Genomic DNA, 23391 nt, shown 5'->3' on the forward strand with positions numbered 1-23391 from the left:
GGAGGTTCACGATGGGTTCACTATGGATCACTCTGGGTGCCGGGGCCCTCGTCGCGGCCGTCTTCGCACCCACGGCGTCCGCGGCGGGCGCACAGGGCGTCTTCCTGACCCCGGCGTCCCCCCTGCCCGGCGGCGGTGTGCGGCTGGCCGTCCGGGGCTGTGCCGCGAAGTCCGGCAGCGCGGCGTCGGACGCCTTCTCCGCCGCCGCCCGGCTCGCGGGCAGCGGCGGCCTGCTGACCGGTGACGCCCGGGTACGCGCCGCGGCGCGTCCGGGGCTGTACTCGGTGACGGTCGACTGCGACGGACGGGTGGTCAAGGGCACGCTCCTGGTCGGCGGCCACCAGGCGGCCGCGCCGTCCCTGCCGATCGCACCGTCCACCCCGCCCGCCGCCCCGCGCAGCGCCGCGGCCTCCCCGGCCGCACCCGCCGTCTCCGGCGGCGCGGTGGCCCCGGCTCCCCGTGTCTCCTCCGGTGCCGCCGCCACCCCGACCGCGCACTCCTCGCCGGTCGCGCCCGTGCACGCGGGCGGCGGTGCCACCGCGTCCCTGCCGTCGGCCTCCGACGCCCGTTCCGCCGGGCCGGGTGTCCTTCAGGCGGTCATCGGTCTGGTGCTCGCGGGCGTGGCCGCCATTGTGGTCATCGCGCGAAGCATCCGCCGCGGCCGTGGCCGGGAGTGAGCCGTGTCCAGATACGAGAACTCCTCCGGTACCGGCCGACTGCTGATGGGTGTCGCCTGGGTGGTCCTGCTGCTCGGGCTGTGGATGTGGGGACGTGAGGCCGCCGGAGTGCTGCCGGGGGTCTCCTCGCCGACGACCGGGGACATGGCCGCCGCCGGGCGCCCCCCGGACACCGAGCTGCCTGCCGCGGCGGACCCCCTGGGGGCGTCCGTGCCGCTGCGCGTCGACATCCCCTCCCTCGGGGTGAGGGCCCCGGTCGAGTCGCGCGGCCTGGACGCGCGGGGTGCGATCGACCCGCCGCCGTTCGCCCGGCCGGGCGTGGCCGGCTGGTACGGCAACGGTGTGGCGCCGGGCGCCGCGGGGGCCGCGCTGCTGGTCGGGCATGTGGACACCGACACCGGGCCCGCCGTCTTCTACAAGCTCAGCAGCCTGCGGGAGGGCGCGAAGATCCGTGTGCTGCGCGGTGACGGCCGGGTGGCCGAGTTCACCGTGGAGAGCATCCGGGTGCTCGACAGCGACGGCTTCGACGCCCGCGAGGCGTACGGGGCGCGGCAGCCGGGGCGGGCGGAGCTGCGGCTGATCACCTGCGGTGGCACCTTCGACCGCGCGAGCCGTACCTATTCGGCGAACGTGGTGGTGTCGGCGTATCTGACGGGCACGGGCCGTTAGCCCGAACTGCCGCCCGGCGGAGTCCTGTTGACGCCCCGGGCGCCCGGCACCGCGGCACCGGAACACAGAAGGGCCCCTCGCCAAGGCGAGGGGCCCTTCCGGTCGTGCGCCGCCAGGGACTCGAACCCCGGACCCGCTGATTAAGAGTCAGCTGCTCTAACCAACTGAGCTAGCGGCGCCTGCTGACCCGGAGAACTCTACCCGATCCCCTCAGGTGCCTCCGACCGGCCGCCCGCGGGCCTCCGTCCGGGCGGTCCGTACCCCCGAGTGACGGCCTCGCGTGCACCTTTCGGGGCGTCACCAGGCGGTTCGAATGGACAGTTGGAAAGCCAACACACTTATATAAATAGGACAAATCGATCAGGATGTGGCGCCCGGGCATGGACCAGGGAGTGTGAGGGGAATCGCATGAAGACTCCGGTATTCGAGGAATTCGATCCCGCAACCGACTGCGGCTGCCCCGGCTGCCTCCACGGACCCCGTGCGATCCGCCGTTCCGGCTCCTGCGGCCCGGCGCTGCGCCCCGCCGCCCGGGGGATCCTCGTGCTGGCCGCCGCGGCGGGTGCGGTACTGGCGGTCCCGGGGCAGTCGGCGGCCGCCGCCCCGGTGCCCCACGGCACCCCCTGGCCGGTCAATCCCGCCGGTGAGGAGCCGCCGGCCACCCCGCAGGGCCGCACCTCGCCGCTGCACGGCACGGGCGTGATGCCCAGCGGGGCGACGCTGCCAGCGACGACCCGGGCCCAGATCATCAACCGGGCCAAGAAGTGGGTCGCGGCCAAGGTCCCGTACAGCATGGACGACTACTGGTCGGACGGGTACCGCCAGGACTGCTCCGGCTTTGTCTCCATGGCCTGGAACCTCGGCAGCAACGAGTGGACGGGCAGCCTGGACAAGTTCGGCGACCGCATCTCCAAGGAGGACCTCCAGCCCGGCGACATCCTCCTCTTCCACAACGCGGACAACCCGGAGAAGGGCTCGCACGTCGTCATCTTCGGCGGCTGGACCGACTACACCCACCGGAACTACACGGCCTACGAGCAGACCCCGCCGCACGCCCGCCGCCAGACCACCCCCTACGCCTACTGGTCCAACTCCAGCCGCTATGTGCCCTACCGCTACAAGGGAGTCGCGGACAGCAAGGCGGCCAAGGAGGGCGGCCTCGTCCCGGACCCGGCGGCCGGGGCGCCCCTGCCGACGGTCGGCATCCCCGGGGTCGCCTCCGTGGGCCAGGGACCCGACCACGTCTACGTCCCCGAGCTGGGCGGTCTGCTCGCCGCCCCCGGCCGGACCGGCCTGCCGCTGCGCGGCTCCGCCCTGGGCGGGGTCACGGAGGGCGCGGGCAGGAACCGCTCGCTGCCCCCCGCGGGGATCGCTCCCGGGACTCCCCCCACGCTCCCGGTCCCGGCACCGGGCCGGGCGGCGGTGCCCGGCTATCCGGGCCGCGCCGTCTTCCGGCCCGGCACCGCCAGCCCGGAGATCACCCGGCTGGGCCGGAGGCTGGTCGAGAAGGGCTTCGGCAGGCACTACGCGGGCGGGCCCGGGCCGCGCTGGTCCGAGGCGGACCGGCGCAATGTCGAGGCGTTCCAGCGCGCCCAGGGCTGGCGGGGCCGAGCGGCCGACGGCTACCCGGGCCCGGAAACCTGGCGGCGGCTGTTCTCCTGAGGTCCCGGCCCTTCCCGGCCCCCGGCGCTTCCCTGTCCCTTGTCCCCTGTCCCCTGTCCCCTGTCCCAGGCCCCCGGCCCCCGGCCCCCGGCCCTCGGCCCCCGGCCTGCGGGTCCTCCCCGGTCCCGGGCCCGCTGTCCGACGTATCCCTGCACAAGACCCTCTGGCGCGGAGGGTGGAGGCATCCATGAGTACGACGTCCTCACCGGTCCCGGAGCCCGAGGGGGCACCGGCCGACACCGGCGCCCCGGGCGCCCGGCTGATCCATGGCGAGTCGACCACCGACATCCCGGTCCACCGGCTGTTCCGGGACGTCGCCGAACCGCTGTCCCCGCCGGTCGCCCCGACCGTGGTGGGGCGCAGGCTCGGCACCGGCGAGCAGCCGTGCGTACGGCCGCCCGCGCGCCGGGTCCCGGCGCCCGATCCCGAGCTGGTCGAGCGGCCCGCCCGGGCGCTGCCCGGCTCGGTGGGCGTGCTGGCCGGGCTCGGCGGCCTGGGCGGCTGCGGGGCGGTCTCGTGGTGGGCGGGTGCGCTCTCGCCGTCCGCGATGCGCGTGCTGGACCTCCCGGTGAGCGCGGGCACCGGCGTCGGCCCCGCCCAGCTGGCGGCGTATGTCGCGGCGGGGGCGCTCACCATGCTGGGCTTCAGCGGTCTGATGCGCGGGCGCACGGGGTACGCCTGGGTGCTCCGGGTGTTCGGCCGCTACCGGGGGACGGCCCGCCGCACCGGCCTGATGTGGGTGAACCCGCTGGTGGTGCGCCACCGGGTGGATGTGCGGCTGCGGCACTGGCGCAGCGAGCCGATCCCCACGGTCGACGCCAACGGGGTCGCGCTGCGCGTGGTGGTGCTGGTGACCTGGCGGGTCAAGGACACCGCGCGCGCCGTGCTCGGGATCGACGATCACCAGACCTATCTGCGGGAGTGCGTGGAGTCGGCGCTCGCGCGGGTGGTGCCCCAGGTGCCTGCCGACGCGTCCGCGACCAAGGACGTGGTGAGCCTGCGCAATGTGGAGGCGATCGGCGACGCGCTGACCCGGCTGGTGGCGGCGGACGCGGAACCGGCCGGGCTCGAGGTGTTCGCGGCGCAGCCCACCCGGATCGAGTACGCGCCGGAGGTCGCCGAGCGGCTCCAGCGCCGCCGTATCGCCGCGCTCGACGCGGAGCACCGGGACACGGTGCTCAGCACGGTCGTGGACTCGGTGGAGGACACGGTCACCCGGCTGACCGTGCGGGGCCTGGTCGAACTCGACGACTACGAGCGCAAGGCGCTGGTGAAGGACCTGACGGTCGCCTTCTACACCGGGCGCACGGCCGACGGGGGATGAGGGGCCCGGCCCTCCGCGGGGATGGACATGTACAACTCACGGTCATAATCTGGGACTTGGTCTAGACCTGAAGCGTGCGCGCACGGCCCGAGGAACTCCCCACCTCCTTCAGGAGCGGCAGCATGCGCATCCGTACGACCAGAAAGGCGCGGTGGTACGCGGCCGTGGTCGGCCTCGCCACCGCGGGCAGCTTCGTACTCTCCACCGGCGGCGCCAGCGCCCACGGCTACACCGACCAGCCGCTCAGCCGGCAGAAGATGTGCGCCGCGAGCGGCGGCACCGTCACCGGCTGCGGCGCCATCCAGTGGGAGCCGCAGAGCGTCGAGGGCCCCAAGGGCTTCCCGGCGGCGGGTCCCGACGACGGCCGGATCTGCTCCGGCAACCACACCGAGTTCTCCGCGCTCGACCAGCCGGTGACGCCCTCGGGCGCGCCCTGGCCGACGACCAGGGTGACCGGCGGGCAGAGCTACACCTTCCGGTGGCAGTTCACGGCCTCGCACGCGACGACCAGCTTCACCTACTACGTCACCAAGCCGGGCTGGGATCAGAACCACGCCCTGACCAGGGCGGACCTGAACACCACCCCGTTCCTGACAGTCCCGTACAACGGCCAGCGGCCGCCCTCCACCCTCACCCACACCGGCACCTTGCCGACCGGGCTGAGCGGGCACCACCTCATCCTCGGGGTGTGGACGATCGCGGACACCGGCAACGCGTTCTACTCGTGCGCGGACGTCACCTTCTGAAGCACGCCCCGCCCCCCTTCGCCGCGGGCGGCTCGTTCGCGGGCATGCCGTAGGGCGGGTACGACAAAGGCGGGTCGTCCTCGCGTTCTCCGCGAAGACGACCCGCCGTGTCACTGTGCGCCGCCAGGGACTCGAACCCCGGACCCGCTGATTAAGAGTCAGCTGCTCTAACCAACTGAGCTAGCGGCGCAGACTCCGTCGCCTCTCGCTCTCGCGTCCGGCGACAAAAGAAATACTACCCGGTCCCCGAGGATGGTCGTGACCACCTCTGATCGCGAACCATCCTCAGATCGCCAGGGAGAGCAGCAGCGGGGCCGCCCCCCGGTTCAGCCGGTCCGCCGCCCGCCGCAGCCGGTGGGCGTGTTCCACCGGCAGGGACAGCGCCACACAGCCGACCGCCGAGCCCGCGGTGATCGGTACGGCCGCGCACACCGTGCCCACCGCGTACTCCTGGAGATCCAGCACCGGCACCGTCGGCGGATGGGCGTCCAGGCAGGACAGCAGCACCCTCTCGCTGGTGATGGTCCGCGAGGTCAGCCGGGCCGGCCGGTGCCGGGCGAGATGGTCACGGCGGCCGTCGGCGTCGAGCTGCCCGAGCAGGCTCTTGCCGATGGCGCTCGCATGGGCCGCGGAGCGGAAGTCCACCCACTCGTGCACCGCGGGCGTCGCCGGACCCTCGGCGTACTGGGTGACCCGCACCTCCCCGTCGACGTACCGGCTGAGATACACCGCCGCCCCCACCGAGTCGCGCAGCCGGTCCAGGGTCTGCTGGAGCGTGGCCCGCAGCGCCTCCTGGCGGCCCTCGGCCGAGCCGAGCCTGCCGAGGGCGGCACCGGTGACGTACGACCCGTCGGCGCCCTGCTCGACGTACCCCTCCCGGCGCAGCATCCGCAGCAGGGCGGCCAGCCGACGGGGGCCGAGGCCGGTGCGGCGGGCCAGCACGGTGCCGGTGACACCCGCGGGGTGCCGCGCCACCGTTTCGAGGACGCGCAGCGCGTCCTGGACCGAGTGGTGCGGGACGGTCGGCTCATGGGTCAGCGCCACGGTCTCCCCCTGCGCTTCTCGGGCCGTTCTCGGGACAGCTTGGCCGGTTTCCACCCTAGGGCCCAAGAGCGCGCGGGGGAGCGGGGATTGATGAATTCCGTACCGTCTCTCACCCTCCGCGGTCGGAGCACCGCGGTCAGAGCACCGCGCTGAGGAACTCCCGGGTCCGGGAGTGCTCGGGGTCGCTGAAGATCTTCTCCGGGGCGCCCGCCTCCACGACCCGGCCGGCGTCGAACATCAGCACGCGGTCCGAGATGTCGCGGGCGAAGTTCATCTCATGGGTCACACACAGCATGGTGATGTCCGTGCTGTGCGCGATGTCCCGCAGGACGTCGAGGACCCCGGCGACCAGCTCCGGGTCGAGCGCCGAGGTCACCTCGTCGAGCAGCAGCACCTGCGGGCGCATCGCCAGCGCCCGGGCGATCGCCACCCGCTGCTGCTGCCCGCCGGAGAGCTGGCTCGGGTACTTGTCCAGGTGGTCGGCGAGCCCCACCAGGTCCAGCAGCTCGTGCGCCCGCTGCTCGGCCTCGTCCTTCGGCAGCCCGAGCACGGTGACCGGCGCCTCGGTGACGTTGCGCAGCACCTTCATGTTGGGGAACAGGTTGAAGTGCTGGAAGACCATGCCGATGTTCTTGCGGATCTCCCTGACCTGCTTCTCACCGGCCGGGAACAGCTGCTGCCCGCCGACCGTGATGGTGCCCTCGTCGGGCTGGTCCAGGGTCATCAGCAGCCGCAGGATCGTGGTCTTCCCGGAGCCCGAGGGGCCGATCAGCGTGACATGTCTGCCCGCCTCGACGGAGAAGTCCAGTCCGTCGAGGACCGTGTGGTCGCCGAAGCGCTTGGTGACCTTGTCGAAGCGGATCAGTTCGCCGGTGGCCGCAGGCCGGTTGCCGGGGGCGTCGGATTCCTTCAGCAGGGGGGTGTCAGCGGACAAGGCGTCGCTCCAGGGCTCGCAGGAGGAGGGAGGCGGGGTAGGAGATCAGGACGAAGGCCACACCGATGACGGTGAGCGGCTCGGTGAACTGGAAGTGCTGCTGGGAGAAGAGCCGCGCCTGGCCGAGCATGTCGAGGACGGTGATCGTCATCAGCATCGGCGTGTCCTTGAGCATGGCGATCACATAGTTGCCGAGCGCCGGTACGACCCGGCGGATCGCCTGCGGCAGGATCACCGCCGTCCAGGTGCGCCGCAGCGGCAGGCTCAGCGCGGTGGCGGCCTCCCACTGCCCGGCGGGCACGGCCTCGATACCGGCCCGGTAGACCTGCATCGTGTACGTCGAGTAGTGCAGGCCGATCGCGACCACACCGGTGGTGAGCGCGGAGAAGGCGATCCCCCACTCGGGCAGCACATAGAAGAGGAAGAACAGCTGCACCAGCAGCGGGGTGTCACGGATGAACTCGGTCACGATGCCCACCGGCCAGCGCACCCAGCGCGTCGGCGTGCGCATCAGCAGCGCCCACACCAGGCCGAGCGCGAAGGAGAGCAGCGACCCGAGGGCCAGCGCCTGGAGGGTGACGGCCAGGCCGTCCCAGAAATGCGGCATGAAGGCGCGGACGGCGCCCCAGTCCCAGGTCATGCGACACCACCTCCGACCGGCTGCCGGACGCTCGCGTCGGGCAGCGGCGCCTTCCCCGCCCCGGCCTTGAGGCGGCGCTCCAGGGCCCGCATCAGCCGGGTGAGCACAAAGGCGATCACAAAGTAGATGACCAGGATGTACGCGTAGATCTGCGCACTCTCCTGGAGCGCGAGCCGCACCAGGTTGCCGCTGAAGGCCAGGTCGCCCATGCCCATGACGGAGACCAGCGCGGTGCCCTTGAGCAGCTCCACCAGCAGGTTGCAGAAGGGCGGGATCATCTCCGGCACCGCCTGGGGCAGCAGGATCTTGCGCATCCGCTGCCCGGGGGTGAAGCTCAGCGCGATCCCGCCCTCGCGCTGCGCCGGGTCGACCGCGTTCAGGGCGCCGCGCACGATCTCGGCGCCGTAGGCCCCGTAGGTCAGGCCCAGGGCGAGGGTGCCCGCCCACAGGGGCACCAGCTGCCAGCCGAAGGCGAGCGGCAGCACGAAGAACACCCAGAAGATCATGATCAGGGCGGAGGTGCCGCGGAACACCTCGGTGTAGAAACCGGCGGCGAACCGGACGATCCACCGGCGGTGGGTGCGGGCGATGCCGACCGCGAAGGACACGGCCGTCGCGAGGAGCGCGCCGAGCACCAGGAGCTGGACCGTGGTCCAGACGCCGTTCAGTACGAGTTCCCACAGGCCCCTGGTCATCCGCGGCACAGCTCCTTCGCGGTCATGTCCGTCATCTCGGCCCGGGTGAAGCCGAACGGCCGCAGGATGCGGAAGAGTTCGTCGCTCGCGCGCAGCTTCTTCAGCTCGGCGTTGAAGGCGTCCCGCAGCGCGGTGTCGGTGCGGCGGAAGGCGAAGGCGCCCCCGTCGACGTGCGGTTGGCCGTTCACCAGGGGCGTGAAGGGCTTGGTGGCCTCCGCCTTGGCGGACTTCTTGACGACCTCGCGGACGGTGAGGGCGGTCCCGGCGAACACGTCGACGCGTCCGGCCTCCACCGCGTTCAGGCCCGCGACCTGGTCCGGGACGATGAGCAGGTCGCTCTGCTTGTATCCGGCCCCGACGGCGTACTGGATCTCCGCGTATCCCGTGCCGGTGGCCAGTTTCGCCTTATTGCGCACCACGTCGCGGTAGTCGTGCACATCCAGCGGATTGCCCTTGCGCACGATGAAGGAGTCGAGCATCTGGTAGTCGGGGTCGGCGAAGACGACCTGCTGGCAGCGGTCGGGGGTGATGTACATCCCGGCGGACACGACGTCGAACTGCTGCGAGTTGAGGCCGGGGATGAGGGAGCCGAACTCGGTCGGCACGGGCTGCACCCGGTCGACCCCGAGGCGCTTGAAGACGACCCGGGCCAGTTCGGGGGCCTCGCCGGTGAGTTTGCCGTCCTTGTCGATATAGCCGAAGGGGATCTCCCCCGCGATGCCGAGGCGGACGACGCCCTGGGCCCTGAGGCGGCCGAGGGGGTCCCCGCCGCCGCTGCCCGAAGCCTCCGCCACCCGGCTGCAACCGACGGCGCCCAGCGCACCGGCCGCGGCGATCCCGGTGAGCAGCGACCGTCTGGTGGGTACCGGTTTACGTATGTGATGCGTCCGTGGTGCGGCCATGGGCGCGCAGCTACCCAGGACCGGGCGAGGTATTCAGGCCGTTTCACGGGCCGGTCCTGTCCGGGCCGGGTCCCCGGGCGCGGGCCGGGACGCTCAGTACCCGGGGACGTAGCCGCGCCGCGGGTCCACCACGTTGGGCAGCGGCCTGCCCGCCTCCCAGCGGGTGAACAACTCGACGAACTGGCGGCCGAGTTCGTCGTAGCGGCCGACCGTGCTGCCGCTCATCCGGGGGGACAGCAGCAGATCCTGGACCCGCCACAACGGGCTTTCCGGGCCCGGCGGTTCCTGGCGCAGGACGTCCAGGGCCGCACCGGCGATCCAGCGTTTGGACAGCGCGGCGGCCAGGGCCTCCTCGTCCACCAGGGCGCCGTGGGAGACATTGACGAAGCGGGCCGAGGGCTGCATCACCCCGAAGCGGCGGGCGTCGAACATGCCGCGCGTCCGGTCGGTGAGCGGCGCCGCCGCGATCACCCAGTCGGCGCGGGCGATCAGCCGGTCCAGGTCGTCCGGGCCGTGGATGCCGGTCAGCGGGACCCGGCCCACCACCGACACCGTGACCTCCAGTGCCTTCAGCGTCCGGGCGATCGCGCGTCCCACCGGTCCGGAGCCGACCACACAGGCGCGGGTGCCCGCGACCCGCGCCACCTCGCGCGGGCGCCACTCCCGGTCCCGTTGCAGATCCCGGGTCCGGGGCAGGTCCTTGGCCAGGGCGAGGACGAGTGCGGCCACATACTCGGCCACGGGCTGTTCGAAGATCCCGCGTGCGTTCGTCAGCACGGTGCGGGAGGCGGCGAGCCCGGCACACGGCAGATGGTCCACGCGGGTGCTCGCCGTGTGCACCCAGCGCGGCCGGGGGCCGCCGCCCGGCCAGGCCCCGCGCACCGCGTCCGTGGGGAAGTCCCAGACCAGCAGCACATCGGCGATCGGCAGCCGGGCCCCCAGCCCGGCGGCGTCCGTGTGCTCGATCCGCGCCCGTCCGGTGAGTCCGCCGAGCCGGGGGAGCGGCTCCGCGTCCAGGACGAGGAGTGTGGGGCGGCCGGGCGGGGGAGCGGTCATGGGGGAACCGGTCCTCCCTTCGGCGGCGGTCCGCCGGGCGGCGGGCCGGGCGCGTCCGACATGCGCGGATTGACCACGGTCGCACCCGGTCCCGGCGCCGTCAACAGGGTCGCCGCGCCCGGTCCGGGCCCTCCGCTCCCGGACCCGCGCGAGCGCGGCCGGGGGCCCGCCGCGACCGGACGTCCGTCGGCCAACCGGGTGAGGAGGGGAACGGCCCGGCCCCACCTGGGTACCCGAGCGGTGGGTCCGTTCCACGGTTTCGCCGAATGCCGCCGAAAGGAGGCGCCGCCCCCGGACCCGTACTGCCAAAAGAACAGGAAGGTTGGGCATGACCGCACTCGGATTCCTCTACCCGGGCCGCTACGCCGAGGACGACTACCCGCGCATGGAGCAGTTGCTGGGCAGCGACATCCGGGCGGATCTTGTGCACACCGACGATGTGGAGGAGGCGCACCTGAGGGAGGCGCTGCGCAGGGGCATGGCCCCGGTGGCCGAGCGCCCGGAGGACGGTGTGCCGCGACGGCTCGCCGCGGGCGTGGAGGAGCTGCGGCTCTCCGGCGCCGAGGCGGTGGTGTGGGCATGCACCGCCGGGAGCTTCGTCTACGGCTGGGAGGGCGCCCATCAGCAGGTGCGCGCCCTGGCCGTCGCCGCCGGGATGCCGGCCTCCGCCACCTCCTTCGCCTTTGTGCACGCGGTGCAGGAGATAGGGGTGTCGCGGGTGGCGGTCGCGGCGCCCTTCCCGGAGGCGGTGGCGGAACTCTTCGCCGGGTTCCTCCGGGCGGCGGGCCTGGAGGTGGTCTCGGTACGCGGCGCGGGCGCGGCCCCCGACGAGGTGAGCACCTGGGGCGCCGACGAGGTGCTGGCCCTGGCGCGCGCGGGCGACCACGCCGACGCCCAGGCGGTGCTGCTCCCCGACACCGCTCTGCACACCGCCGCCCACCTCACGGACCTGGAGAAGGAGCTGGTCAAGCCGGTCCTCACGGCCAACCAGGTCACCATGTGGGAGGCCCTGCGACTGGTCGACCGCCGGGTCAACGCACCGACCCTGGGCTCCCTGTTCACCAGGGAGCCGATCGTGCAGGTGTGAGGGGCGCCCGGGGTGTGCCGCCCCGGGGGTGACGGGACGGGACCTGCGGGCCCGTGAGTCCGCCGCCCCGGTCCGGCCCCGTGCCCGGCTGCGGGAATAACCGGGGACTGCCTCCTGTTGTGGGCGAGGACGCGACGCACAACAGCAGGAGGCATCCCGGTGGACGAGATCCGAGGCACGGCGCAGGGCACCGCCCCCGTCCCCCTCTCGGTACTGGACCTGGTCACGGTCGGAGCGGGCAGTACCGCCTCCGACGCCCTGCGCACCGGTGTCGCCCTCTCCCGGTTCGCGGAGTCCCGCGGCTTCCACCGGTACTGGGTCGCCGAGCACCACTCCATGCCGGGCGTCGCCTCCTCCTCGCCCGCCGTGATCCTCGCCCACCTCGCCGCTCACACCGAGCGCATCCGGCTCGGCTCCGGCGGCGTCATGCTGCCCAACCACGCCCCGCTGGTCATCGCGGAGCAGTTCGGCACCCTGGAGGCCATGGCCCCGGGCCGTATCGACCTCGGTCTGGGCCGTGCGCCGGGCACCGACGGCGCCACCGCCGCCGCCCTGCGCCGCACCGACCGGCTGAACGAGGGCGCCGACGACTTCCCCGAGCAGCTCGCCGAACTGACCCGCTTCCTCGACGACGACTTCCCCGACGGCCACCCCTACGCCCGGATCCACGCCATACCGGGCCCGGTCCAGGCCACCTCCCCGGGCGGCGTCCAGTCCCCGCACCGGCCGCCCGTCTGGCTGCTGGGCTCCTCCGGCTTCAGCGCCCGCCTGTCCGGCATGCTCGGCCTGCCCTTCGCCTTCGCGCACCATTTCTCGGCCCAGAACACCATCCCGGCGCTCGACCTCTACCGCGAGTCCTTCCGCCCCTCCGCGGTCCTCGACGCCCCCTACGCCCTGATCGGCGTCAGCGCGCTCGCCACCGACGAGGAGCGCGAGGCCCGCCGCCAGGTGCGGGCGGGCGCCCTGAACATGCTGCGGCTGCGCACCGGACGGCCCGGTCTCTTCCCCGATCCTGAGGAGGCCGAGCGGGCCGAACTCGGGGCGATGGAGGAGGAGTTCATCCGGAACTGGTCCGCCAACGTCGTCCACGGCACCGCGGACGAGGTGCGGACGGGCCTCGACGACCTCCAGAAGCGCACGGGCGCCGACGAGTTGATGATCACCACCCATGCCCACCGGGGCGAGCTGCGGCTGCGTTCGTACGAACTGATCGCGGACGCCTACGGGTTGCCGGTCTCCTGAGCCGCCCGGCGGATGCCGTCGCCCGGGACGGCACCCGCCCGGTCAGGAGCGGCCGCAGGTCTCCGCGTCCACCAGTTCCGAGATCCGGTCCGGCGGCACCGGCCGCGAGTACAGCCAGCCCTGCCCGGTGTCGCAGCCGATCCGGCGCAGCCGGGTGGCCTGCGCGGAGGTCTCCACGCACTCCGCGGTGACGGTCAGGCCCAGCCGGTGGGCGAGCCGGATCATGGCCTCGACGACCACCTCGTCCGCCGGGTTGGGATGGGTGTCCGTCCCCTCGTACTGGAAACCGCGGACGAACGAGCCGTCCAGCTTCAGCACGGACACCGGCAGCCGGCTGAGATAGGCGAGGTTCGAATAGCCGGTGCCGAAGTCGTCGATGGCGATGCGCACCCCCATGTCGCTGAGCGCCTGGAGCGCCTGGAGCGGCCGCCCGGCCGAGCCCATCACCGCGGACTCGGTCAGCTCCAACTGGAGGAGATGCGGGGCGAGTCCGGTCTCCCTGAGGGTCCCGGCCACGTCCGCCACCAGGTCGGAGTCCCAGACCTGGCGCACCGCCACATTCACACTGACGAAGAGCGGCGGCTCGTCGGGGCGTTGCAGCTGCCAGCGGCGGGCCTGGCGGCAGGCGGTCGTCAGCGCCCAGCGCCCGAGCTGCACAATCGATCCGTCCTCCTCCGCCAGTCCGATGAACCGATTCGGCGTCAGCGTGCCGAACTGGGGGTGGTGCCACCGCACCAGCGCCTCCACCCCGCGCACCCGGCCGTCCTCCATGCCCACCAACGGCTGGTATTCCAGGGCGAATTCGCCCCGCTCGATGGCCGGGCGCAGACCGGAGGAGAGGGCCTGGCGGGTCATCCGGTGGGCGTTGCGCTCGGGGTCGAAGAGGGTCCAGCGGGACTTCCCGTCGGCCTTCGCCCAGTACAGCGTCGTATCGGCCGCCTGCATCAGACCGGTCGCCGTGGTGCCCGCCGCATGCCGTTCCACCACGCCGATGGACGCGGAGACCGACAGCCGCTGCCCGGCCAGGTCGAAGGGCGCCTGAAGCACCGTGAGCACCGACTCGGCCAGCTCGGCCAGTTGGTCGGTGCCGGTGGAGTCCTCGACGAGCAGCGCGAACTCGTCCCCGCCGAGCCGGGCCACCAGGGGAGTGGTGGCGCGGGCGTGGCCCGCCTCCTCCGCGCAGCGGGTGAGCCGTTCCGCGACGGCCGCCAGCAGCCGGTCGCCGACGCGGTGGCCGAGGGTGTCGTTGACCGCCTTGAAGCCGTCGAGGTCCAGGTAGCACAGTCCGATCCGGCCGGTCCCGCTCTCCTCGTACGACTCCGCCTCCAGCGCGGCCGTCAGCCGTTCGAAGAACAGTGCCCGGTTGGGCAGCCGGGTGACCGGATCGTGCATCTGCAAGTGGCGCAGCCGGGACTGGAGTTCACGGCGGGCGCTGATGTCCGCGACCGAGAGCAGCACGGACCGCTCGGTCTCGGGCAGCGGGGTGACGGTGATCTGCACCCAGAGCGTGTGCCCGTCGGGGTGCTTGAGGCGGCGGGCGCAGCGCAGCCGGGCGTGGCGGCCGCGGAGCACCTCGCGGTAGGCGTGCCAGGTGCGGGCGTCGGAGGACAGGTCGAGCAGATCGGCGGCGACCCGGCCGATCAGCCCGGCGGCGCCGGTGCCGAGCAGCTCGCCCAGGGTGTCGTTGGCGGTGACCACCAGGCCCTGCCGGTCGACGACCGCCATGGCGTGCGGGGCGGCGGCGAACACGGCGCCGAAGGAGGGGGGTTGCGCGGGGGGCAGGGGGGTCCGGGGACTCGCGTCCACGGGAGGCAGGGGGGTCCGGGGCCCCGTGTCCGCGGGGGGCGGCAGCGGGTACTCCCCGAGGAGGGGTGGTGGGTCGGTCGTACCGGATGACGTGCTGGAGTTACGTTCTGTGACGGCCGGACCGACGAGGTCTGCCGCGGGCGCCGGCCCTTCGGACATTCCGCTCACCGTTCGCTCCCGCAGTGCACTCGTTCTTCGTACGGATCTCGTGGGTCTCGTCGGGGTCGACGGCCGCGGAGGGGGCGACCGTACAAGCCGTGTTCGTGCAGGAAAGTGTGCCGATCATAGAGGTTGGCCCAGGGGCCTTCCAGCCGCTGTCCAGTCTCCCGGAACGAGCACATGTTCTGACAGATCGTTTCTGCTCGCACCTTGCCCCGGTCCATCAGGGCCCCGAGGGCTGTGACGTTCCGTGAGTATTCGGGGTGTCGGCCCATGTCGGCGGCCCCCCGGGCGCTTGTGCGCCGGTGTGTGCTCCCGCTCCGCACCGCCCCTCCCCCGGCCACCGAGGTCCCCCTCTGGCCTTTCCCCCGACTGACGGCCTCTCACCCTTCTGGGGCAGACAAACAGGGCGTAGTACTACAAGTAGGACAAGGCTGGGTGCTGAGTTCTCGGCGTCCTCGGCGTTCTCGGCGGCTTTGCCGTGCTCGCCGCGCTCGCCGTTTCGCCACCGCACCCGGAGGTCGACGTGCCGCGTCCGCTCCCCACCAAGGGGCCCAGCCATGAGGCTCTGCGGCGACGCGCCCTGGGGCGGAGGCCTCCCGTCCTGCGCAAATCGGTGGCCGCGTTCACCTCCATGACCGCACTGGCCGCGACCTCCCTCGTCACGGGCCCCGCGCTGTTCGGCTCCCTGGAGGCGCCCTGCGAACTCACCCGCAGCGAGGCCCACCACTCGGAGGGCGTCGACAGCTGGAATGCCGACTACACCCGCCCCACCCACCCGCTGGACGCGGTCCTGATCTTCCTGTCCTTCCCGGACTCCCTGCCGACGACCACACCCCCCGAGCTGACCTCGGACTACTTCCCCGCCACCAGCCGCTTCTTCGACCGCGCCTCGTATGGCCGGTTCACCGTGCGTCCGCATCCGCTGGACCACTGGATCCAGATGCCGCACCCCTCCGTCTCCTACGCCGTGCAGCGCGACTGGGACGCCGACCACCGCAGCGCCTATCTGCGCGACGCGCTGGCCGTGTCCGACAAGGAGGTCGACTTCTCGCGGTACGACGTCGTGTACTTCGTCGCCGACCCGGACGCGCCCGGCATCGACTCGGACGCCACCAAGGTGGTCAATCTGGAGACCCCGTTGCAGGCCGACGGCACGGATGTCCGCCGGGTCGTCACCGTGTTCGAGAAGCATCCGCCGGACCATCTGGTGCTCGCGCATGAGACCGGACATGTCTTCGACCTGCCCGACCTCTACCACCGGCCCGTGGACGGCAAGGGCGACTGGGACACCTATGTCGGCGACTGGGACCTCATGGGCAGCCAGTTCGGCCTGGCCCCGGACCTCTTCGCCTGGCACAAGTGGAAACTGGGCTGGCTGGACGACCGGCAGGTGGTGTGCGTGCGGGGCAGGGGGAGCAGACGGCTGACCCTGGAACCGCTGGGGGCGGGGGAGGAGGGGGTGCCGGAGGTCGCGGTGAACGCGGGGTCCCCGGCGGACGACGGCGCGTCGGACGATGACGGGGCGTCGGCTCCTCCGGTCGGGAGTGCGGGGGTGGCGGGGCCGCCTACGGACACCGGGGCGGCGGGGCCTCCCGCGGGCACGGGGACCGCCGGGCCTCCCACGGGCACGGGAGCGGCGGGGCCTCCCGCGGGCACGGGGGCCGCCGGGCCGCCCTCGGACAGTGGGGCGCCGGGGCCGCCCGGGTCGCGGCCGCTCAGGCCGGGTGTGCAGGCGTTCGGGTCCGGGCACGGCACCAAGCTGGCGCTGGTGCGCACCGGGCCCGACAGCGTGCTCGCCCTGGAGGCGCGCGACGCCATGGGGAACGACACCTCGACCTGCACCCAGGGCGTCCTCGTCTACCGGGTCCACGGGGACACGGAGTCGGGCGGTGGCCCGATCGAGGTCCTCGACGCCCATCCGCACACCTCCGCCTGCCGGAACACCTCGGTGTACCCGGCCCTGGCGGACGCCCCGGTGGACGTGGGGGAGAGCTTCACCGTGCCCGGCGACGGGATCCGCGTGGAGGTCGAGGACCGCACGCCCGCGGGAGGGTGGACGGTACGCATCACCCGGCAGTGAGCAGCGGCGTGGAACACAACGACGGAGGGTCGTCTTCAAGCTGCTGCTCGAAGACGACCCTCCGTGTCACTGTGCGCCGCCAGGGACTCGAACCCCGGACCCGCTGATTAAGAGTCAGCTGCTCTAACCAACTGAGCTAGCGGCGCCTGCTGACGTCGTAGACCTTAGCATCCTGGCCGGTGGGAGGAAAAATCGATATCCGTACGGCCGCGGAGGCCGTGGTGCGCGCCGCCCGCACCGCCGCCCAGAGGACGACGTCCGGCCCGGGCAGCCAGGGGTGGCGGGTGTCCGGAGCGACCAGCCAGCGGGACTCCGGGCGGCCGAGGGTGCCGGGCGAAGGGGCTGCGGGGCTGATCGGGGGCACGGTCACGGCGTCCCCGGGGCCGTGGCACAGCAGCGGCGGAGCCGCGGACGCCCGGCCGCCCCACTCCTCCCAGTCCAGCAGCGCCGGGAGCCGGCGGGCCGTTCCGGTGGCCGTGAAGAGCAGCATCCGCCCCCGGTGCTCGGCGACCGGTCCGGAGCCCGGCCCCTCGCCCCAGAGCCGGTCGAGCATGCGCCGCCCGAAGATCGCCGGGGCGCTGACCACGTCGAAGACGATTCCGCAGGGCAGTACGACCGGGGCGGCGGGCCGCTCCGCCCAGTGGGCCGCCGCGCTGCGCGGATACGTTCCTGCGGAGGCGAGCCAGGCGGCGCCCTCCGAGGTCGGGCGGAAGGGGTCGGTGGACGGCATACGGCTGCTCATGGCAACCAGATCTACCCGGAGTGAGCGGCCCGTCCCCGAGAGTTGCGGAAAACCGGGACGGTGGAGCGGTGGACGCGGTAGGGTGCCGCCGCATATGCCAGAAGATCATTCGGGCCGGTGCCCGGATCGGCGTGGGCGGTGCCCGGTTGCGGGTGGGCGGCGCCCGGACCGGGGTGGGCGGTGCCCGGAGGCTCAGCCCAGGCTCTCCGGGCCGCTGGTCTCCGCCCCGCGCAGCAGGTCCTGGCCGAACTCCACCATCTTCTTCGCGTAGTCCTCGGTCCACTCGGCCTGTTCGGCGATGGCGGCCGGGGTGAGCCGGTCGAAGCGGCGCGGGTCGGCGAGCTGGGCGGCGGCGATCGCCTGGTACTCCGCCGCGCGGTCCGCGGCGGCGCGGAAGGCCTGTGTCAGTTCGGTCGCACGGGCGAGCAGCGCCCTGGGGTCGTCGATCGACTCCAGGTCGAAGAAGTGCTCGGGGTCGGAGGCCGCCTCGCGGGGCTCGAAGAGCAGGGGCGCGGGGCGTAGCCGCGGATCGTTCCGACGCGGCGTGGGCTCCGCCATGTCTTGTCCTCCTCGTACGGTTCGGATGGCGCCCCCCGGGGGGACGGGCCACCGTCCATTGTCCCGCGCCGCCGCAAGGGCGCGGGGCCGAACGGAAAGCGCTCCGCCCGCACACCGCGCGCCACCCGCACGGCGACAGTTCCGGATCCCTCAAGGCCGCCGGGCCGTGCGATGTTTCCCGAGCGGACGGGCGGACGGGCGGACGGGCGGACGGGCGGACGGGGAGGCGGCCGCGCGGGCGCCGGTCAGGGCCGCCAGCGCACCCGGTGTTCGGACCAGTGGTCCCAGGTGGACATCATGGCCTCCCAGCCGTCCGGGAACTTCACCGTCACCCCCAGCTGCACCGGCTCGGTCGAGGGATGGTCGTCCAGCAGCTCCGCCACCCCCGCCCGGCACACCACGATGCAGGCGTGCCGGTGGCGGGAGGCCAGCACGCACAGCCGCCCGGTCTCCAGATGGAAGGCCGTGGCGTCCGGTCTGCCCGACAGCGGGTGCAGCACCACCGTCACATCGAACTCCCGGCCCTGGAGCCGGTTGGCCGTGTCCACCGTCACCTCTGACACCCCGAGGTCCGCCAGCGCGGAACGCACCGCCGCCGCCTGGTCGCGGTGCGCCGTGCCGACGGCGATCCGGTCGGCGGTCAGCGGCACCGGCTCCGCGGCCCGCTCCGACTCCGCCGCCCCGCCCCGGTCCAGCAGCCGCCGTACGACCGCCGCCACCGCCCGCACCGCCTCCGGGTCCGTGCGCGGGGTGTGCCGGGCGGGCAGTTCGAGCAGGCCCCAGCCGGTCCGAGCCGCCTCGTCGATCACCTGGTCGGGGCCCGAGCCGTCCGAGGGCACCCCGAAGGACAGCCGCCGGTCCCCGTGCCCCGTACCGCTGCGAAAGGGCGTGTACGGGTAGAACGCGCTGGACACCAGCGGCGCCGCCGACGCGGGCAGCCGCCAGGACACCGGCAGCCGGTGCTGCGGCAGCTCCGGATTGTGGGCCAGCAGCGTGGACACGGCCGACGCCGAGGGGTCGTAGGACAGACCGGCCCACTGCTCGGCGCCCACGATCGCGAACGGGTCCAGCTGGCCCGGATCTCCCACGAACAGCGCCCGCTCGAACAGCCCGGCCACGGCCAGCAGCGCGTCCGAGCGCATCTGGTACGCCTCGTCGACGATCGCATGCCCCCAGGGCTCGACGTCCTTGACGTGCGCCCACTTGGCGGCGGTCGAGATCACGACGTCCAGGCCCGCCAGATCCTTCGCCTTGGCCGACTTGCGCACGTTCGGCAGGTCGTCGAGGGCCTTGTCGTAGGGGTCCGGATCGCTGCTGTGCAGTCGGCCGACCGGGAGGCCGGGCTCCTTCTCCGCAAGCCGCAGCACCAGATCGTCCACCTGGGCGTTGGTCTGGGCGATGACCATCAACGGGTGCCCGGCGGCGGCCAGTTCGAGTGCGGCGCGGACGACCAGCGTCGACTTCCCGGCGCCCGGCGGTGAGTCGACCACGATCCCGCGGTGCGTGCCGTGCAGGGTGTCGCGCAGGATCGCGTCGGTGGCCAGGGCGGCCGCGGCCCCGGGGTCGAAGGCCGTGTCCAGCCGGGCGAACACCGTCACAGCACGTCCTCCTCGGTCACCGGGTCGGGCCGGTGCGGCCCGTCGGCCTCGCCCGGCGGCCCGCCATGGGTCCAGGGCGTCTCCTCCGGGTCGGGCAGCTTCGCCCCGCCGCGCTGCTCATGTTCGAACAGCGTGAAGCAGATGCGGTCGCCCTTCTCCGGCACCGAACCGGCCTCCGGCTCCTTGCCGCGCCCCATCTTGTCGAGGATGCGCAGGATCACCAGGACCCCGCCCTCCCCGGACCCGGTCCCGTCGGCCCCTGTCCCGTCGGATCCCTCGTACCCCACGAACTCGGCCGCCTGCGGCTTTCCGCCCAGTGACCGGTACACCTTCACGCGCTCCCCGAGCTGCGGCAGGTCCTCGGTCCGTACGGTGACCAGCGGGCGGGGGCTCGGCCGCTTGCCCTCGCTGTACGCCATCACCACATCCGTGACCTCGCCCGCGAACGCCTCCCCGGACAGCCGCCGTCCGGCCATCACCAGCGGGTCGTCCAGCGCCTCCTGGGCGTCCAGCCGGGCCTGTTCGCGCTCGCGCGTGGCCAGCTTGTTCGCCGCCGTGACCGCGTCGTCGTGGCGGGGCTGGGGCGGTTCCCCGGCCGCGACCCGGTCCCGGTGGCCGGTGAAGGACCAGCGGTCGCGGGTCCAGCGCTCCACGACATGGCCGCCCTCCGGCAGCGTCCGCAGCAGATCGAGCCCGTGCCACACGGCGTCCCAGGTCGGCAGCGTACGGCTCGCCACCAAAGCCCGGATCTCCCGCTCGGCCGCGGTGAGTTCGCCGAACCGGTCGTCCGCCTCGACGCCGTCCTCGGCGGCCGCGAGCCGGGCCCGCGCGCGGTCGTAGCGCTCGATGGCCGGGGCGAGCAGCTTGTTGTCGAAGGCCGGGTCGGTGGCGGGCCCGGCGGGCGGGCACAGCAACTGGCCCGCCGCGTCCCGCGCCAGCTCTGCCCGCAGCGCCGCGTCCGCGCCCCGGGTGCCCTCCGGCGGATCGATCCAGGCGAGCAGCGCGCCCAGATGCTGGTCCTCCAGGCTCGACTGGCCGGTCGTCCAGTGCCGGGCCAGCACCTCGGTGAGGGCCAGCAGCAGCGAGGATCCGGGCACCCGGGCCCGCTCCCCGTAGTGGGTGAGCCAGCGGCCGAGCAACGGCACCCGCGGCGGCGCCGGATGCGGTGTCCCCGGGTCCTGCTCGGCGGTGCGGCGGAACCGCATCGAGCGGCCGAGAAGCCGTACGAAGTCGATGCCCGCCCGGCTCGGCACGACGATCTGCGGTGCGTCCGCGCACAGTTCGGCCTCGACCTTGACCCGCTTGCCCGTCCCGGGGTCGGTCTCGGTGCGCTCGGCGGCCTCCACCGCCTCGGCGTACGCGTCGACCTGGGGCAGGACAATGTCGGCGAGCGCGGCGAGGAACGCGAACCGCAGATCGCGGTCGCGCGGCTGCTCCACGACCAGCAGATGGGGCGCGTCCCGGTCGGTGCCGACGAGCGCGCCCAGCGGTGCCCCCGCCTCACCCGCGGTGGTCAGCGGGACCAGGACGAGGGGCCGCTCGGACAGATGGCGGTGCCGGACGGTGGCGGCGGGCTGGGCCCGCCCGGACCGGGCGGCCTCCAGCCGGGCCAGTGTGGCGATCAGCGACATACGGCGCCCTCCCGGCTCCCGAGCGCCTCCGCGCGCAGCCGCGCCGCCCGGCGCAGGGCCGCCACCGCCGGGTCACCGGGATCCCCGGCCGTCCCGTACGCGGCGGCCAGGACGTCGTCCACGGTGCCGAGGCCGCCCAGCTCGGCGCGGAGCGAACGGCCGTAGGACGTCACCGCGCCCTCCCCGCGGGCGCGTCCGCGGCAGTGGAAGGCCAGCTCGCAGGCGGCCAGGCACTCGGGCGCATAGGTCGCCGGGACCGACTCGACGGCGGCCTCCAGCTCCGCGCGCGGCAGCCCGGGCGCGAAGCAGGTGCCCTCGGGGAGGGCTTCCGCGATCTCCTCGATGCGCGTCAGCCGGGCCAGCTGGCGGCGGGTGACCGCGCGCTGCTTGCGGACGTCGACGGGGGAGGCGGCGGGCAGATTGGAGAAGTCCTTGGGACAGACCAGCAGGACCCGGTGGCGCACGGAGGCGGCGGGCCCGTCCGGCTCGGCGCCGAGCCGGTCCGCGACCTCCTCCAGGGCCAGGACGTAGACCGCGGCCTGGCGGGCCGCGGCGCCGACCTTCGCCGGGTCGGCCGCGCCGTCGAGCAGCGGGAAGGACTTGATCTCCACGACGGTCCAGCTGCCGTCGGGGTGGACGACCACCGCGTCCGGCTCCAGGAAGGCGGGGGAGCCCGCCACGTCCAGGGCGAGCATCGGATGGTCCAGCAGCGCCCAGGTGCGCGCCGCGACAGCCTCGCGCAGCGCCAGCGCCGTACGGGCGGTGCGGCCCTCGGGGCCGACGGCGGCGAGGTCGGGCACCAGTGCCCCGTCCGGGGGCGGGGCGGCCGGATCCAGCTTCTCGTGCACCAGCCGGAGCAGCTCGGCGCCGCCGTCCGCCTTGACCCGGGCCTCGAAGGCGTTGCCCCGCATGAAGGCGAACTGCGACTGCCCGAACCCCGACGGCGCGCCGAGCCCGTCGGCCAGCGCCGCCTTGTCCACCCCCGCGCCGTCCAGCAGCGCGCGCCGTCTGCACCCCGGGTTCGCGGCGAGCGCGGCGAGGGCGCGCGCGTCCAGCGCCTTGGGCGCCACGGACGGGCCGCGCAGGTCAGCGAGTTGCTGCCGGAGCGCCGTCGCCCGCGTCCGCGGGGGAGGCACCCGGCTCGGCTCCCGGTTCGGTGCGGGAGTTGCGCTGTGGGGGAATCCGCTCACCCGTGGAAGTCTGGCACCCGGCACTGACAATCGGGGAACCCGTGGCCCCGGAGGCGTCCGTGACGGGAGCGGAACGGACCCGCAGCCGGGCCCTGACCGCGTCCGCGGCCCGCATCAGCGGACGGACCAGCAGGAAGCCGGCGCCCATGACGGCGACGCCCGCGAGCGCGTCCAGGAGGTAGTGGTTCGCGGTGCCCATCACCACGAGCGCGGTCAGCAGCGGATAGGCGACGCCCGCGGCCTTGGCCCAGCGGCTGCGGCCGTGGCGCCAGAGCATCACTCCGCACCACAGCGCCCAGCCGACGTGCAGGCTCGGCATCGCCGCGTACTGGTTGGTCATGCCGCCGAGGCCCCGGGGTGCGCTGGCGTCGCCGCCCCACCAGCCGTAGGTGCTGTACCGGGCCATGGTGTCGACGAAGCCGTACCCCGGGGAGAGCAGGCGGGGCGGGCAGGTGGGGAACAGGGTGAAGCCGATCAGGCCGATGAAGGTGGACCCCATCAGCCAGGTGCGGGCCGCCCGGTAGTGCTCCGCGCGGCGGCGGAACATCCACACCAGGAGCGCCGGGGTCACCAGGTAGTGCAGGGAGGCGTACCAGAAGTCGGCGGGTATGCCGAGCCAGGGCTCGCGGGTGAAGAGACGGTTCAGCGGGTGCTCGGCGTTGAGGTGGAGCAGCTTCTCCAGGCGCAGGATCGCCAGACCGTGGTCGACGGCGTCGCTGACGCTGCCCCGGGCCAGCAGCCGGCCGGCCGAGTACGCGGCGTACACCACCATGATCAGGGGCAGTTCGGTCCACCACCGCAGCCGGGCCGACCGGGGCGTCCCGGTGCCTGGTGTCTCGGCCTGCGGCATCCGATCCGCCCTCCCCCTTCTTCGCGGCGGCCTCCGGCCGTCCGTCGTGCCACCTTACGGCGTCCTCGGGCACCCCGGCGGAGCGCCCCGGCCCTC

The 23391-nt window shown here is 73.6% G+C and carries 21 protein-coding genes and 3 tRNA genes; 8 read left to right on the forward strand and 16 right to left on the reverse strand.

Features of this window, described 5'->3' with window-relative positions; all coding sequences use genetic code 11:
* Positions 1-11 precede the first annotated feature (11 nt).
* Together ACIHAA_RS06565 and ACIHAA_RS06570 are read left to right on the forward strand one after the other, a co-directional pair.
* Positions 12-677 (forward strand): hypothetical protein, encoded by a 666-nt coding sequence (locus ACIHAA_RS06565; protein ID WP_399813883.1) that lies wholly within the window; start codon positions 12-14, stop codon positions 675-677.
* A 3-nt stretch (positions 678-680) separates the two neighbouring features.
* The gene (locus ACIHAA_RS06570) at positions 681-1346 is read left to right on the forward strand and encodes a class F sortase (RefSeq protein ID WP_399813885.1); all 666 of its coding nucleotides are present in this window, start codon (positions 681-683) and stop codon (positions 1344-1346) included.
* Between the two features lie 105 nt (positions 1347-1451).
* Here the strand turns inward: ACIHAA_RS06570 and ACIHAA_RS06575 are convergent.
* A tRNA-Lys gene (locus ACIHAA_RS06575) sits at positions 1452-1525 on the reverse strand.
* 229 nt (positions 1526-1754) lie between these two features.
* Here ACIHAA_RS06575 and ACIHAA_RS06580 point away from each other — a divergent pair.
* The 3 genes from ACIHAA_RS06580 (at position 1755) to ACIHAA_RS06590 (ending at position 5078) form a co-directional block, all read left to right on the forward strand.
* On the forward strand, positions 1755-3008 hold the full coding sequence (locus ACIHAA_RS06580; RefSeq protein ID WP_399813886.1) for a peptidoglycan-binding protein: 1254 nt from the start codon (positions 1755-1757) through the stop codon (positions 3006-3008).
* Between the two features lie 187 nt (positions 3009-3195).
* The gene (locus ACIHAA_RS06585) at positions 3196-4332 is read left to right on the forward strand and encodes an SPFH domain-containing protein (protein ID WP_399813888.1); all 1137 of its coding nucleotides are present in this window, start codon (positions 3196-3198) and stop codon (positions 4330-4332) included.
* A gap of 122 nt (positions 4333-4454) precedes the next feature.
* Positions 4455-5078: a lytic polysaccharide monooxygenase gene (locus tag ACIHAA_RS06590; protein ID WP_399813890.1), complete on the forward strand. Its 624-nt coding sequence runs from the start codon at positions 4455-4457 to the stop codon at positions 5076-5078.
* 116 nt (positions 5079-5194) lie between these two features.
* On the opposite strand, the gene ACIHAA_RS06595 is transcribed toward ACIHAA_RS06590, so the two are convergent.
* From ACIHAA_RS06595 to ACIHAA_RS06625, 7 genes are all read right to left on the reverse strand, one after another.
* A tRNA-Lys gene (locus tag ACIHAA_RS06595) sits at positions 5195-5268 on the reverse strand.
* A gap of 95 nt (positions 5269-5363) precedes the next feature.
* On the reverse strand, positions 5364-6122 hold the full coding sequence (locus ACIHAA_RS06600) for an IclR family transcriptional regulator (protein ID WP_399813891.1): 759 nt from the start codon (positions 6120-6122) through the stop codon (positions 5364-5366).
* A 136-nt stretch (positions 6123-6258) separates the two neighbouring features.
* Positions 6259-7035: an ectoine/hydroxyectoine ABC transporter ATP-binding protein EhuA gene (gene ehuA, locus ACIHAA_RS06605; protein ID WP_399814515.1), complete on the reverse strand. Its 777-nt coding sequence runs from the start codon at positions 7033-7035 to the stop codon at positions 6259-6261.
* Positions 7036-7045: 10 nt separating this feature from the next.
* The gene (ehuD, locus tag ACIHAA_RS06610) at positions 7046-7696 is read right to left on the reverse strand and encodes an ectoine/hydroxyectoine ABC transporter permease subunit EhuD (RefSeq protein WP_399813893.1); all 651 of its coding nucleotides are present in this window, start codon (positions 7694-7696) and stop codon (positions 7046-7048) included.
* The gene (ehuC, locus tag ACIHAA_RS06615; protein ID WP_399813895.1) at positions 7693-8391 is read right to left on the reverse strand and encodes an ectoine/hydroxyectoine ABC transporter permease subunit EhuC; all 699 of its coding nucleotides are present in this window, start codon (positions 8389-8391) and stop codon (positions 7693-7695) included. The genes ehuD and ehuC overlap by 4 nt, the downstream gene beginning before the upstream one ends.
* Complete coding sequence (gene ehuB / locus ACIHAA_RS06620; RefSeq protein WP_399813897.1) at positions 8388-9293, reverse strand: ectoine/hydroxyectoine ABC transporter substrate-binding protein EhuB; 906 nt, start codon at positions 9291-9293, stop codon at positions 8388-8390. The genes ehuC and ehuB overlap by 4 nt, the downstream gene beginning before the upstream one ends.
* A gap of 93 nt (positions 9294-9386) precedes the next feature.
* Positions 9387-10349 (reverse strand): D-2-hydroxyacid dehydrogenase, encoded by a 963-nt coding sequence (locus tag ACIHAA_RS06625; protein ID WP_399813898.1) that lies wholly within the window; start codon positions 10347-10349, stop codon positions 9387-9389.
* A 328-nt stretch (positions 10350-10677) separates the two neighbouring features.
* Here ACIHAA_RS06625 and ACIHAA_RS06630 point away from each other — a divergent pair, with 328 nt between their 5' ends.
* Both ACIHAA_RS06630 and ACIHAA_RS06635 read left to right on the forward strand, forming a co-directional pair.
* Positions 10678-11436, forward strand: a complete 759-nt coding sequence (locus ACIHAA_RS06630) for a decarboxylase (RefSeq protein WP_399813899.1) — start codon at positions 10678-10680, stop codon at positions 11434-11436.
* A gap of 153 nt (positions 11437-11589) precedes the next feature.
* Entirely contained in the window at positions 11590-12678 is a 1089-nt protein-coding gene (locus ACIHAA_RS06635) for an LLM class flavin-dependent oxidoreductase (RefSeq protein ID WP_399814516.1), read from the forward strand.
* Between the two features lie 42 nt (positions 12679-12720).
* Here the strand turns inward: ACIHAA_RS06635 and ACIHAA_RS06640 are convergent, their stop codons facing one another.
* A complete protein-coding gene (locus tag ACIHAA_RS06640; RefSeq protein ID WP_399813901.1) occupies positions 12721-14652 on the reverse strand; it encodes an EAL domain-containing protein in 1932 nt (643 codons plus the stop codon).
* 517 nt (positions 14653-15169) lie between these two features.
* On the opposite strand from ACIHAA_RS06640, the gene ACIHAA_RS06645 reads away from it, so the two are divergent.
* Positions 15170-16726, forward strand: a complete 1557-nt coding sequence (locus ACIHAA_RS06645) for a M6 family metalloprotease domain-containing protein (protein ID WP_399813902.1) — start codon at positions 15170-15172, stop codon at positions 16724-16726.
* 72 nt (positions 16727-16798) lie between these two features.
* Here ACIHAA_RS06645 and ACIHAA_RS06650 read toward each other — a convergent pair.
* The 7 genes from ACIHAA_RS06650 to ACIHAA_RS06680 all read right to left on the reverse strand — a co-directional run bounded on the left by ACIHAA_RS06650 (position 16799) and on the right by ACIHAA_RS06680 (position 23295).
* Positions 16799-16872: transfer RNA gene (locus ACIHAA_RS06650), tRNA-Lys, on the reverse strand.
* Positions 16863-17468, reverse strand: coding sequence for a bifunctional DNA primase/polymerase (locus tag ACIHAA_RS06655; protein ID WP_399813904.1), 606 nt, complete (start codon positions 17466-17468; stop codon positions 16863-16865). The genes ACIHAA_RS06650 and ACIHAA_RS06655 overlap by 10 nt, the downstream gene beginning before the upstream one ends.
* A gap of 192 nt (positions 17469-17660) precedes the next feature.
* Complete coding sequence (locus ACIHAA_RS06660) at positions 17661-18026, reverse strand: hypothetical protein (RefSeq protein ID WP_399813906.1); 366 nt, start codon at positions 18024-18026, stop codon at positions 17661-17663.
* 245 nt (positions 18027-18271) lie between these two features.
* The gene (locus ACIHAA_RS06665) at positions 18272-19606 is read right to left on the reverse strand and encodes an AAA domain-containing protein (protein ID WP_399814518.1); all 1335 of its coding nucleotides are present in this window, start codon (positions 19604-19606) and stop codon (positions 18272-18274) included.
* Between the two features lie 14 nt (positions 19607-19620).
* Positions 19621-21255: a hypothetical protein gene (locus tag ACIHAA_RS06670; RefSeq protein ID WP_399813907.1), complete on the reverse strand. Its 1635-nt coding sequence runs from the start codon at positions 21253-21255 to the stop codon at positions 19621-19623.
* On the reverse strand, positions 21246-22391 hold the full coding sequence (locus ACIHAA_RS06675) for a hypothetical protein (protein WP_399813909.1): 1146 nt from the start codon (positions 22389-22391) through the stop codon (positions 21246-21248). The genes ACIHAA_RS06670 and ACIHAA_RS06675 overlap by 10 nt, the downstream gene beginning before the upstream one ends.
* Positions 22342-23295, reverse strand: a complete 954-nt coding sequence (locus tag ACIHAA_RS06680; RefSeq protein ID WP_399813911.1) for a phosphatase PAP2 family protein — start codon at positions 23293-23295, stop codon at positions 22342-22344. Before ACIHAA_RS06680 ends, ACIHAA_RS06675 begins: the two co-directional genes overlap by 50 nt.
* Positions 23296-23391: the final 96 nt, after the last annotated feature.

The organism is Streptomyces sp. NPDC052040 (assembly GCF_044548405.1).
Lineage (GTDB): Bacteria > Actinomycetota > Actinomycetes > Streptomycetales > Streptomycetaceae > Streptomyces.